Genomic DNA, 13706 nt, shown 5'->3' with positions numbered 1-13706 from the left:
CCTTTAAAATTATTATTAATTGGTCTGCTGCTGTTTAATTAAATCAGTAACGCGGACTTTACCTGTGAGCAGATCATCCATGAGGCCTGACTTTTGATACTTCAACTTCAATAAACTAGATTTTTCCGATTCAAGCTTATTCGCCATTTCACTATAAATATTTACTATCTTTTCTTGTTCAATCGAGCTTTGGGGCAAGGCTACTTGAAAAAGCTCTACATCACTTTTCGTGATATTAGGATCTTTTCTGGTGCTCGCAGCTACCCTTTTCCAACGAAAGCGGTTCAGTTGCAAAGCCCTCAAGATAAATGCTGGCTGGATATCGACATTATTAAAAATTAAAACACTTATTGCTTGGTTTGTTGCCGACGGTTCTTGAATTAGAGCTGTCCTTCCTATTTGCTCCCAACCGCCATACATTGCAACTAAAACAGATCCCTCAGGGAATAAACTACATGATGTTTCTTGTAATGCCTTCGATGTAATCCTTTCATCTGTTTTAACAATAGTATTCTCATTTAGATCCATTGTTTTGATCCAAGGAAAACCACCATCTTCACAATAGTAGTGCTCTGCTCTAGCTCTGAGCGGAGTACTTCCTGATCGAACAGTGCTAATCTCATCAATCCTTTTAACATCCCAGCCCTTAGGAATATGACCTAACTCTGACAGCTTGTATAACCTAGGATCTTCTTCATAGCTTGGACGCAGCTCACCATTTTCAGCGACACCACGGGTGAGCAAGTCATGCAACAAGCCTTGTTTTAATTGTTGCAATTTAGCAATGATTGCTTCGGTTTCACGGATTTGAGTATCTAAAGTATCTAGAATTTCATTTATTTTATTACGTTCATTTTTCGGTGGAACAGGAAGATCTATATCGGAGAACTCAGTACCAGAAATTTCTAGGAATGTTGTGCCAGATGCACGCCTTTCTAACTCTGCTTTTAGTAAACTTAAAAAATGAAAGTAGTAATCCGCATCCTTAGGGTCTTCAAATACAATTGATTTAAAACCTTGATTGGTTGTCATAGGTACTTGGTTTATAACCCTTGCTCCAAGTGTCGCTCTTGATGTTACCAACAGCGAACCTTCAGGTAGCAAATGTGCACCGCTATTATTCAAACCTGAATCAGTAATATACTCAAAGGTTGATGATATATGCTTGTCTTTACATTTAGATACTTCACCAGGCGTTAACCAAGGGGTGGTACCTTGCCAGAACGATGATACAGCTCTTGATGGTGTGCCACCGCTAATAACCACTCCTAGCTCAGTGATTTTTTTTGTTTTCCAATCAGATGGTAAGCTGTTTAATAATGTTTGATAATTAGACATAACCTAACCCCACTAAATAACCATTGAGCGATTTAGCAGCGTTATTTCGAGAGGATTCAATCTGGGTTAACGTCACCTGATATTTATCCCACCAGTTTTCAATGGTAGTAATTAATTGCTGGCGTTCGGTGGCAAGGTAGCGCTCAACAATCTTTAGCATATCTTGATAAAGAATATTAAGGATTAACTGAGCAGCAGCATCTGTTCCTAGAGCATCGACTTTAGTGTTTAACTCACTTTCAAACGCTTCGGTTTTTACTTTTAGATTTCTGGTGACTTTAGTCCGTTGTGATTTCTGAGTTTTTAATTGCTTTTCTATACGAATGATTTCTTCTGCCGATAGAATTTCAGTACTTTCACCTTCATCACTATCTTCATCAGCACCATCTTTAGGTAATCTAGCAGTCAATGCTTTAATTGAGCCATCTAACTCTGTTTTTTCCTGCTGTAAGTTTTGCAGATCAGACAAAAAGCCATCTAATAAAAATCGTACAAGTTTGTGCTCTAGTGGATCCGATTTACTTCTTCCATCTTCCATGGCAGTAATGATACTGGTGCGCCAAGCATCTACTACGCCTTTGGAGTCACGGGCGATTAAGGTTAAAAAGTCATAACGTTGTTGATACCAGAATGTCGCTATCATGCCGCTCACTTGTGCATCACTTAACATGCCGATAGGTTTTAAGCTTTCTGTAAAACTATTGATCAGCTCCTTGCGCAGCGCAGCGTATTCTTTGTTTTTGGCAAGAGCCGCAATACTGAGTTTGTGATTATTCCACCAGGTATCAAAAGCATCTCGCATGGCTTGCTCTTGGGCAATGACATTAGCGTTTTCATTCACTGTGGTTTTGATTGCTTGTTTAGTATCAATAGTAGTAAATTCTTGATAACCGTTCTGACCAGCTTTTGATGCAAAAATATCGATAGCTTTTAAGCCTTGGGCGTCAAATAGGGCTTTTTTACTGTTTATTTCACTATCAGGAATACCACCTAATAGATGTGCTTTTACATCATGTGGCTCTGGCGCTGGGGAGTTATCGGCATAGCGGCGAATGTTTAGGTTATAGCCTTCTTTACCTAGTTTTTCATTGCTAACAATGGCAGCAAGGGCCGGAATATCCTGTTTTAATTCGTTAGTTTCATAAGCTTCAAATACCGATGCAATGCGCTCAATATGTTCAGGCATTAAATAGTTTTGCGCACGGCCTTCAAAGTATTCTCTATCAGCATTAATAAATAATACCTTACCTTGCATATGCTCTGGTTTACCACTGACTTGATGGGCACCTTCTGATACTTGCTGTCTAAAGATCATAATACAAGCCGGAATACCTGTACCGTAAAATAAATTAGCTGGCAGGCCTATTACGGCTTCAAGTAAATCATCTTCAATAATGCCGGCTCGAATATCTCTCTCTTCTCCGCCACGGAATAACACACCATGAGGTAATACAGTTGCCACTCGGCCACCTTCGGCACATACCGCCAGCATATGCTGTACAAACATTAAATCGGCTTTTTTAGCGCCAAGTGGCACTTGGCCATATCTAAAGCGCTCTGGGTGATCGGGCTGATAAATAAACTGGCCATCGTCATCAGTATCTTTAGTACCAAAACTTATAGAAAATGGTGGGTTAGCAAGAATGCGATCAAATTGAGTCAATTTACCATCTTGCTTATGGAGTGGGTGCTCTAAGGTATCGTCATTTTCCAAACTATTGGTAGTTAAGCCATGTAGCAACATATTCATTTTGGCAATTGACCACACTGTCCCTGCCGCTTCTTGGCCATAACAATCTAGGAGGTAACCATCACCGCCTTGCTCATCAATATATTCTTTTGAGGCAATGAGCATACCGCCAGAACCACAACAAGGGTCATACACTTTATGTTTCTGCTCTGGCTTCATTAACCGAACCATTAAGCGAACTACTGAACGAGGTGTGTAAAATTCGCCACCTTTTTTACCCGCAGAGTCAGCAAAATCACCGATTAGATATTCATAGGCTGCGCCAAGTAGATCAGGGAATTCGAAATCTTGATTGCGAAGTCTGTGCTTGTTGAAGTGAGTAATGAGCTCTCGCAGCTTGCGATCTGGCATCGCACTCTTACCAATTTTTCGGTTAAAGTCGATGTACTCTAAAACATCTTGTAGTGAGCTGTTACCTTGCTCTAATCCGCCAAGCGCTTCATTTAAGAAGTTGCCAACATTCTTATGCGCATTTTTTGCTAGGTAATCCCAGCGTGAAGCGGGTGGCACGTAAAAGGTCTTCTTGTACCACATTTTTGTTTCAGCTATTTTTTCAGCTTCTTCTTGGCTTTTGCCTTTTTCAAGTTGCTGTTTGATAACTTCTTCACGGCGCTCTTCAAAGATATCTGAGCAACGCTTTAAAAATAGCATACCAAAAATGTATTCTTTAAATTCTGATGCATCCATTTTACCACGCAGTATATCGGCGGCATTGAATAGATGTCTTTCTAACTGAGATAGAGTTAATGGCATAGTTTTACTTCTTAAAGTGTGAATCGATGTATTCTAACAGCTCATAGCCTAAGAGGGTGACTGAAGCTGTACCTCGTCTAATGATAAATTCAGTAGGCTCTTTTTTATCTTTTTGTGGGAGTAACACTGGCTTAGAAGCACTTTTACAGTCAACAACGACTATTGTTTTGTGGTCTACTTCCACTGATGAGTATTCCAACCATTTGTTGTTTCTCTCACCTATCAAATTGGCAACATCTTGAGATAACCTTTTTATGTAAGCTTCCGGCTTCACCTCGCCAATATGCATCATTTCTGTACCGATGCCGCATACTTTGCTGTCATCCGAAACACCAATTAATAATGTACCACCATCCGTATTTAGGAACGTTGCTATGTTCTTAGCTATTTTATATTGCTCCGCTTTGCACCTTTTCTTGTACTCTTTATCACTTTTATGAAAAGTGTGTTGTAGGTCATCAACATTAGCAAAAAATGTCTGTTTGAATTCAATCCGTTGAGTTTCATTTATTTTAATTAGTTGCCTTACACGATTAGCTTCATCCAGAACAGAAAGCTCATAAACGAAGCTATCTGTCTTCGATTCAACATCCTGATAAAGTGCAGGTTTTGTAAGTAGATCAGTTTTATATATAGCAAGTTGTTCTCTCGCCACATCTAACTTCCGGGCCAAGTCAATAATTCGAGTTTGTTCGTTTTCTTCAGGGATAAATATTGTTAAGTTCTCTACATTCTGTCTATTTAACATCGGCATCGTCGTACCACGAGGCAAGTGGGACAGTGTTAGCCTACCCAATTCTGATTCAAAAAATAATTTTACATACGCACTTGAAACTATCTTTTCATCAAATTGAATTTCTAAGAAACTAGACTTATTTCTATTGCCTATTTCTTCATGTTCAAGACACTGTTGCGAACCTCTAGCCATTCGATTTAAAACGATAGAGTTTGATCTAGGGCTACTTAAAGGTGAGGCAATGGACTTTACAACACTGTTTTTATGGTTAGAGGAAAAGCCGTACTCCCTAAAAGCTTGATGGTAAGCATTAAGTTCATTTATCCTCCGCAAAACAGGTGAATTATCTACATAAGCTCTTACGTTTAGGTCATAGCCATTTTCACGCATCTCTTCTGTGCAAATTAGTTTCGAATAATTTCCATCGGTAGCATAAGAAAAATATGCATTGGTGATTTTTTGGATATCTTCTGGGCGTAAACGGTTCGCGTAACGAACTTCCATATAGTCATGTGAAGCATCAACAAATAAAGTTTTCTGCTTTCTATCATCAGATTTTTTTTTGTTCAGAACTAAAATGGCAGCTGGTATACCCGTACCATAAAACAACCCTGACGGCAGAGCGATAACTGCTTCTAGTAGATCATCCTCGATAATACCTGCTCGGATTTGTTTTTCATCGCCATTACGAAAAAGAGCGCCAAAAGGTATAACCGTGACTACTTTCCCGTCTTCTTTGCAAGTAGCGAGCATGTGTTGCAAAAACATTAAATCAGCTTTTTTAGAACCAAGTGGTACTGCACCATATTTAAACCTTTCGGGAAATTTAAAATCGAGGTTTAAATTTTGTTCTCTAGTACCAAAATTACAGGAAAAGGGAGGGTTTGATATCACTCTGTCAAACTGAATTAGTGAGCCATTATTGTTAACATGAGCAGGGTTTACTAACGTATTATCATGCGCAAGGTTACTTATTGGCGCCCCTGAAAATAGCAGGTTCATTTTTGCCATTGACCACGTTGTACCTATCACCTCTTGCCCATAAAGCTCAATATTACATTTATCACCTTTATCACGGCCAATATACTTCTGGGTTTCAATTAGCATCCCAGCAGAGCCACAACAAGGATCATAGATAGTGCTACCATTTAGAGGATTTGCGAGATTCACCAATAACTGTGCTATCGCTCTTGGGGTATGAAACTCTCCAGCTTTTTTTCCTGCACTTTCGGCAAAATAGCCCAATAATGATTCAAAGGCTTCACCTAGTACTTCTGAATTTTCTAGGCTCTTATCGGCTAGGTTAACTTGGCTGAAATGATTAAAAAATTCACGAAGCTGCCTATCTGGCAATGCTCTTTTACCAACTCTACGGTTAAAGTCGATGTACTCTAATACATCTTGAAGCGAGTTATTACCTTGCTCTAGCCCACCAAGTGCTTCATTTAAGAAAGTACCAACATTTTCATGTGCCTCTTTAGCTAGATAATCCCAACGAGAAGTCGGAGGTACATAAAAAGTCTTTTTGTACCACATTTTAGTTTCGGCAATTATCTCTGCTTCTTGTTGACTTTTACCCTTCTCAAGCTGCGATTTGATAACTTCTTCACGGCGTTCTTCAAAAGTATCTGAGCAACGTTTTAAAAGCAGCATGCCCAAGATATGTTCTTTAAATTCGAACACGTCAATTGTGCCACGAAGTATGTCTGCTGCGCTAAATAGATGTCTTTCTAGTTGGGGGAAAGTTAATTGCATAGTTCTGCTTCAAACCAATTTATATTATTTTTCAAGCACAAAAGGTGCTTAGATGGTCTACATTGTACTGCACTATGCTTTATATCAGCCACTATGAATAAAAGAGCTATAGCGCAAAATTGCGCTAGCCTATAGCGTATCTGACCTCCTAACTCCAGTTGTAGGTTTCAAGTATAGAGGTGACCAAGCATCAAGTGGTGACAAAAATGGTGACAAAATCAAGGAAAACACAGAAATAATTAATTAAAAACATAAACTTAAACTTATTTTATGAGTTCAGATCCAAAACATTGAATAACAGTCTGTAAGCTGTACACGATAAAGAATAATCAGCTTAATCAGTGTTGATTAGATCAAAATGAGCTCCTAATTTTAGGGGCTTTTTTTTATGGATACAGTAATAGTAATCAGGATGAGCAAGTGACTGGTTGTTACGTAGAAGGTTGAGTTAGAGCAAAGAACAGATACAACGATAGTTAGAACGAGATAACGGACGTAAAACAGGATTTTTGAATATTTTGAGGAAGTATTGCAAGTGGAGAAGAGTGTTACGGTAAAACTGAGAGGGAAACAGATTTGAGAGAGAAAGTGACGCAAGTTGCTGTTGCAACCTGCGCCGACTTAAAATCTTATAGAGCTACAACGTTTGCAGCTTGAAGACCTTTTTGGCCTTGCTCTACTTCGAAAGACACTTGTTGGCCTTCTTTAAGAGTCTTGAAACCTTCAGAAGCGATTGCACGGAAGTGTACGAATACGTCAGCGCCGCCGTTGTCTTGAGTTAGGAAACCGAAGCCTTTCTCTTCGTTAAACCATTTTACTACGCCGTTTACTTTGTTAGACATGATGTGTCCCTTATATAAAAATAAAAAATTAATCGCCAAAAGTGCGATGCGCTGAAAGCTTGAATTATTTAATGTATCTATGAAGCTAAGGGAAACACTGAGAATAACAATGAAGCAATACTAAGGGTTCTACTTTACAACTGGATGTTTCATTTAATAACCCTGAGAACAGAGCGACGCCATTCTTGGTGATCTGAGCCTGCTTGTAAAGCGTTATTTGGACAATTTGATGTTTTTTTGTTCAACTGGCTTAAATTAAAAGCCCAACGATATCGTTGGGCTTCATTTATAAAACTTTAACCTTCAAAGTGTTACTCATCTGGCTGCTTGGTTCTAAGGTCTACATACGGCCAATAATGATGTCCAACACGAATCAACAGAGTTGCTGCTGCTAAGATAAATGCCGCTAAAGATAACCAAACGATCAATACCGCATCGAGTTCTTTCATGCCCAAAGTGATGTAACGAGCAATCGCCATCATCGCGATATAGATTGGGTATCGCACTGGGATCTTACCGTTCATCACAAACTGCTGAACCATCGCCAACACTTCTAAATAGATAAACATCAGCAGAATGTCGGTCAATTGCACTCGGCGTTCAGCGAAGACATGCATGAACTCTTCGACCATCGCAAACAAGGTCGCGAGCGTGATCGCCACCAGCAATACCGCTTCCATAATGTGGAATACTTTTAAAAACGGCTTACTAAAAGATTTAGGTAAGTGAGAAGGCATAGTCACTCTTCAAAAAATAATTAATCCAGTCTCTACAATAGCATGCATCAATATAAGTCGCGTACTGTCAAAGCACCGACTTTAGGCTAACGCCATCAACTCATCGGTAACCAACATTAAGAAGCAACGGTAAAAAGCAACAAATACAAAAATGGCCCCGCATTCACTGCAGAGCCATCTGTTTGTCTTTTACTTAGCGACTTCTTAGTGACTAATTAGCCTTAAAGCAGAATCAGGTAAGTTAAGAACACCACACACAGTCCGTAGATAAGCGGGTGTACTTCTTTGCGCTTACCTGCCACAACCATTGTGAATGCGTAGCTGATGAAGCCCATCGCCATACCGTTCGCTGGAGAGAAGCTTAGCACTGTGAACATGATGGTAAAGAAGGCTGCAATGCGTGACTCTTTCTTTTCCCAGTTGATCTGACCAAGACGACCTACCATGTAGATGCCGACTACTACCATCGCCGGTGCAACCATTGCAGCCGAGAAGATAGAGAAGATTGGGTATAGGAATAGCGAGATTAGGAACAGACCAGCCACCATGACTGCTGCCAAACCCGTTTTTGCACCTTGAGAAGAAGCGATGCCAGACTCAGAGAAAGCAGTGATCGATGTGGTACCAAGAATTGAACCAATCACAGTACCGCCCGCATCTGCTACTAGAGCCGATTTCGCGTTTGGCACCTTGCCGTCTTTATCGATGATACCCGCATCACGGCCAACGCCGACAATGGTGCTCAAGCCATCAAAGAAATCGACAATCAAGAAGATAAGTACGATGAACAGTAAGTCGAACATTTTCTCTGGCGTGAAAGCAGAGAAATCGAAGATAGCGCCGAAGCTGCCAGCCATGCTTGGTGGCATAGCAATGAACTGCTCTGGGATTGGTGCGTTTGAAGTGCCCATGAAGACGTCAGCAAGAATCGTCAACACGATAGCAGAAACGAATGAGATGAACGTTGCTAGCTTGATGTCACGAACCATACAACCCAGTGCGATGAAGATGCTCACGTAAGCGATGATCACTTTTGGATCAGAAATGTCGCCTAAGCCTACCAATACGAATGGGTTAGAAACGATGATGCCCGCATTCTTAAGACCTAAGAAAGCAATGAACAGTCCGAGAGACACGGTAATCGCCAACTTCAAATCTTCAGGAATCGATTCAATCATCGATTTACGAATATTGGTCAATGAGAACGCAAGGTACAAAATACCAGATAGGAAGATACCGAACAGCGCTTCATTCCAAAGCACGGCAACAGATCCACTTAACAGCAGACCTTTGAAAAAGCCGTTCATACTCATGCCCGGCGCTAGCATTACAGGGTAGTTGCCCCAAATGCCCATAATTAGGGTTGCGATTGCCGCAGACAGAGCCGTTGCAGTAAACACGGCACCTTTGTCCATGCCTGGAATATCACCCAAAATTGCTGGGTTAACCGCCAGAATGTAACTCATCGCCAAGAAAGTAATGAAACCCGCATACAGCTCAGTGCCAATCGTGGTTTTTCTTTCAGTGATTTTAAACATCGAATCAAGCGAGCCAGAGGTGTTCTGGGCTTTCAGGGTGGAATCGGTACTCACAACAAAACCTTTGCAATAAATTAAGAATTTGGTGATTCAAATGCTGTGTGAATAGAGAGGTCTCTACACTAAAAACTGTAGTCACCAAGGTAGGCTCGGTAGTAGAAACATCTAGTCTAGTAGGGTCTGTTGGCCCTTCGAGATGATTTTTGCAGCGAGTTGTTGGGGATTTCTACAAGGCAGAGACTTTGAAGTGTAGCTAGCCTACATAAGAAGTCGATAACGCAGTAGAAATCACCAACAAACGCTGCCCGAAGGGTTCGGCTAAAATCGTTTTATGCTTTGTTAAGGAGTCTTTACTTAGAATACTAGGCTACAAACTCCTTGCCGCGCCTAAAACGATTTTTTCTCGAACAAAACTCCATCGCGAAAGGTCAACAGACCCTAGATATATACAGCATTTAATCGTTTGCGCGGATTGTAAGGATTGAGATTAAAACTTCAACAAATTTTGTCCAGATCACATAAAAAAGTACCGATGACGAGTCATTACATTTATACAAAGATCTTTGAGAAGATCATTTGCTGATAAATAACGATCAAGCCAGTTGTTCTCAATCATCTAAATATGCTACTCTTCGCCTCCATTTTTCTGACCTAATTTTCACCAGTTGCTTCTATTAGTTTTACTCGTTATCTCTTTATAGACGTAACCAACGGCACAATTAGTAGATGCGCCATCGGAACAAAAATTAGAGTCAGTGCTATCTTTTAAAGTGTAGGTTTATTGCCTTCACTCAATCCAACCAACAGTGGAAATATACAGATGGGCAAAGGTACTCTTTACATCGTATCTGCACCTAGTGGCGCAGGTAAGTCGAGCTTGATCTCAGCAATGCTAGAAACCAATCCAACCTACGCAATGAAGGTATCTGTTTCACACACCACTCGCGGTATGCGCCCTGGTGAAGAAAATGGTGTTCACTACCACTTCGTAGAGAAGCATCATTTTGAAGACCTTATTACTAAAGGTGAATTCCTAGAGTACGCTGAAGTGTTCGGCAACTACTACGGTACTTCACGCGTTTGGATTGAAGAAAACCTAAACCGCGGTATCGATGTATTCCTAGATATCGACTGGCAAGGTGCTCGTCAGATCCGTGAACAAATGCCTCAAGCGAAGAGTGTATTCATTCTTCCACCATCAAATGGTGAACTAGAGCGTCGTTTGAATGTTCGCGGTCAAGACAGCGACGAAGTTATTGCGAAACGCATGAGCGAAGCAAAATCAGAGATTTCTCACTATGCAGAATATGATTATGTGATCGTGAATGACGACTTTGATGCAGCCCTAATGGACTTCAGAGCTATCATTCGTGCGGAACGCTTAAAAGAAGATAAGCAAGCAGCGAAATACAGCGGCATGCTTACTGCTTTATTAGCGGAATAATCTAGATCCCCTAGATTTTCTATTGAGATAAGTATACGGTGATCTAGAAAGTATCTAGTTAAACTTGTATACTTTCTCGTCATCAAAAATTTATTAGTTAATTACTATTTGGAGTCCTCATGGCACGCGTAACTGTTCAAGACGCTGTTGAAAAAGTTGGCAACCGTTTCGACCTAGTTCTTATTGCGGCTCGCCGCGCACGTCAAATGCAAACTGGCGGTAAAGATTCACTAGTGCCTGAAGAAAACGATAAGCCAACGGTTATCGCTCTTCGCGAAATCGAAGAAGGTCTTATCACTAAAGACGTACTAGATGCTCGTGAACGTCAAGAGCAACAAGAGCAAGAAGCGGCTGAACTTGCAGCAGTAAGCAGCATCGCTCACACTCGTTAAGAACGTCATTCGAACTAATTAACCTTCCGGGCCTTTAATTTGTATCTATTCGATAGCCTCAAAGACGTTGCCCAAGAATACCTAACAGAGCCTCAAATTGAGGCTCTGCGTCAATCTTATGTGGTAGCGAGAGACGCCCATGAAGGGCAAACCCGCTCAAGCGGTGAACCATACATTATCCACCCTGTAGCTGTTTCAAGAATCCTGGCAGAAATGCGTCTGGATATCGAAACCCTGCAAGCTGCTCTGCTTCATGATGTCATCGAAGACTGTGATGTCACTAAAGAAGATCTAGAGGAAAAATTTGGCAATACCGTTGCTGAATTGGTTGATGGTGTATCTAAGCTGGATAAGCTTAAATTTCGTGATCGCAAAGAAGCGCAAGCAGAGAACTTCCGCAAGATGGTTCTCGCCATGGTGCAAGACATCCGCGTTATCTTGATCAAATTAGCTGACCGTACTCACAACATGCGCACGCTTGGGGCACTTCGTCCTGACAAAAAGCGTCGTATTGCTCGTGAAACCCTAGAGATTTATTCTCCACTAGCTCACCGTCTTGGTATTCATAACATCAAGACCGAACTAGAAGAGTTAGGCTTTGAAGCCCTCTATCCTAACCGTTATCGCGTACTTAAAAACGTAGTGAAAGCTGCGCGTGGTAACCGTAAGGAAATGATCCAACGTATCCATAGCGAAATTGAAGGCCGCCTTGAAGAGGTCGGTTTACCAGCTCGCGTACTTGGTCGTGAAAAGAACCTGTTCTCCATCTACAACAAGATGAAAACTAAAGAGCAGCGCTTCCACACCATTATGGACATCTACGCTTTCCGCGTCGTGGTTGATACTCCAGATACTTGTTATCGCGTACTTGGTCAGGCTCACAGCCTGTACAAGCCTCGTCCTGGCCGCATGAAAGATTATATTGCGGTACCAAAAGCCAACGGCTACCAATCTCTGCACACGTCAATGATCGGCCCTCACGGGGTGCCAGTTGAGGTTCAGATCCGTACTGAAGATATGGATCAAATGGCAGACAAAGGTGTCGCGGCGCACTGGTCTTACAAAGGCAACGGCTCACGCAGCAGTAATGGTACAACCGCACAGGTTAAAGCACAACGTTGGATGCAGAGCTTACTTGAGCTGCAACAAAGCGCAGGTAACTCATTCGAATTCATTGAAAACGTTAAGTCTGATCTGTTCCCTGATGAGATCTTTGTGTTCACGCCGAAAGGTCGCATTGTCGAACTTCCTGCGGGCGCAACAGCGGTCGATTTTGCTTACGCGGTACATACCGATGTCGGCAACATGTGTGTAGGTGCTCGTGTAGACATGAACCCTTACCCACTGAGCAAATCGCTGAAGAACGGTCAAACTATTGAGATCATCAGTGCTCCGGGCGCACGTCCGAATGCAGCATGGCTCAACTACGTGGTGACATCACGTGCGCGTACTAAGATCCGTCAGGTTCTAAAAACCATGCGTCGTGAAGAGTCGATCACGCTAGGCCGTCGTTTACTGAATCATGCACTTGGCGAACACTCTATTGCCGATATCGGCCAAGAGAATATTGACCACGTATTGTCTGATCTTCGCCTAGACAATGTTGAAGACTTACTGGCATCGATTGGTCTTGGTGAGCTGATGAGTATCGTTATTGCTCGTCGTCTACTGGGTGATGCTGACGAACTGACTGAAGTGGAAAACAACAGCGACACACCAAGGAAGAAATTGGCTATCCGTGGTGCTGAAGGTCTACTACTGACGTTCGCTAACTGTTGTCACCCAATTCCAGATGATCACATCATTGCCCATGTATCGCCAGGTCGTGGCCTTGTGGTTCACCGTGAAACGTGTCCAAACGTTCGTGGTTACCAGAAAGAACCAGACAAATACATGGCGGTTGAATGGTCTGACGATTACGACCAAGAGTTCACCGCTGAACTTCAGGTTGATCTGCAGAACCACCAAGGTGCACTGGCTGAGTTAACTAACGTTATCTCAAAAACAGGCTCTAACATTCACGGTATTTCAACCGAAGAACGTGATGGACGCCTGTACACAGTGACTATCTTGCTGACCACCAAAGATCGTGTTCACCTTGCAAGTATTATGAAAAAGCTACGTGTGATGCCACACGCGCTGAAAGTAAGACGTCGTAAGAACTGATCAAAGTAAAGATGAGGGATTCGAGATGGCGAGATGCGAAGAGCAAAAGACTTCGTGACTCACCATCTTGGCTCCACATCTTTTTTAATCTTTTCGTATCTCGTTTACTCGTACCCCGTATCTGCTCTTCATTCCTTCGTGTCTCGTTTACCCGAATCCCGAACCTGCTCTTAATCCCTTCGAATCTCGTTTACTCGAATCCCGTATCTGCTTCTAATCTGCTCTTACGCTTTATCCTGTACAAAAATCCAGTAA

At 41.8% G+C, this 13706-nt stretch carries 9 protein-coding genes; 3 read left to right on the top strand and 6 right to left on the bottom strand.

Annotation, left to right across the window (positions count from 1 at the left end):
- Positions 1-15: 15 nt before the first annotated feature.
- The 6 genes from AB6E78_RS05675 to AB6E78_RS05650 all read right to left on the bottom strand — a co-directional run bounded on the left by AB6E78_RS05675 (position 16) and on the right by AB6E78_RS05650 (position 9503).
- A complete protein-coding gene (locus AB6E78_RS05675; RefSeq protein ID WP_210467288.1) occupies positions 16-1338 on the bottom strand; it encodes a restriction endonuclease subunit S in 1323 nt (440 codons plus the stop codon).
- Positions 1331-3841, bottom strand: coding sequence for an N-6 DNA methylase (locus tag AB6E78_RS05670; protein WP_372132713.1), 2511 nt, complete (start codon positions 3839-3841; stop codon positions 1331-1333). Before AB6E78_RS05670 ends, AB6E78_RS05675 begins: the two co-directional genes overlap by 8 nt.
- Positions 3842-3845: 4 nt before the next feature.
- Positions 3846-6332, bottom strand: coding sequence for an N-6 DNA methylase (locus AB6E78_RS05665; protein WP_210467290.1), 2487 nt, complete (start codon positions 6330-6332; stop codon positions 3846-3848).
- A gap of 629 nt (positions 6333-6961) precedes the next feature.
- Positions 6962-7174, bottom strand: coding sequence for a cold-shock protein (locus AB6E78_RS05660; RefSeq protein ID WP_017071067.1), 213 nt, complete (start codon positions 7172-7174; stop codon positions 6962-6964).
- Between the two features lie 311 nt (positions 7175-7485).
- Positions 7486-7911 (bottom strand): phosphate-starvation-inducible protein PsiE, encoded by a 426-nt coding sequence (locus AB6E78_RS05655; RefSeq protein WP_017062464.1) that lies wholly within the window; start codon positions 7909-7911, stop codon positions 7486-7488.
- A gap of 221 nt (positions 7912-8132) precedes the next feature.
- A complete protein-coding gene (locus tag AB6E78_RS05650) occupies positions 8133-9503 on the bottom strand; it encodes an NCS2 family permease (RefSeq protein WP_017062465.1) in 1371 nt (456 codons plus the stop codon).
- A gap of 766 nt (positions 9504-10269) precedes the next feature.
- Here AB6E78_RS05650 and gmk point away from each other — a divergent pair.
- The 3 genes from gmk (at position 10270) to spoT (ending at position 13451) form a co-directional block, all read left to right on the top strand.
- A complete protein-coding gene (gene gmk / locus AB6E78_RS05645) occupies positions 10270-10893 on the top strand; it encodes a guanylate kinase (RefSeq protein WP_017062466.1) in 624 nt (207 codons plus the stop codon).
- Positions 10894-11012: 119 nt separating this feature from the next.
- Positions 11013-11285, top strand: coding sequence for a DNA-directed RNA polymerase subunit omega (gene rpoZ / locus AB6E78_RS05640; RefSeq protein WP_009848003.1), 273 nt, complete (start codon positions 11013-11015; stop codon positions 11283-11285).
- Positions 11286-11324: 39 nt separating this feature from the next.
- Entirely contained in the window at positions 11325-13451 is a 2127-nt protein-coding gene (gene spoT, locus AB6E78_RS05635; protein WP_102398526.1) for a bifunctional GTP diphosphokinase/guanosine-3',5'-bis pyrophosphate 3'-pyrophosphohydrolase, read from the top strand.
- The last annotated feature ends 255 nt before the right edge of the window (positions 13452-13706 follow it).

The sequence above is a fragment of the Vibrio sp. 10N.247.310.98 genome (assembly GCF_041467395.1).
GTDB classification, from domain to species: Bacteria; Pseudomonadota; Gammaproteobacteria; order Enterobacterales; family Vibrionaceae; genus Vibrio; species Vibrio crassostreae_C.
The sequence above is the reverse complement of the archived record's forward strand: the minus strand, read 5'-3'. Positions and strand labels throughout refer to the sequence as shown.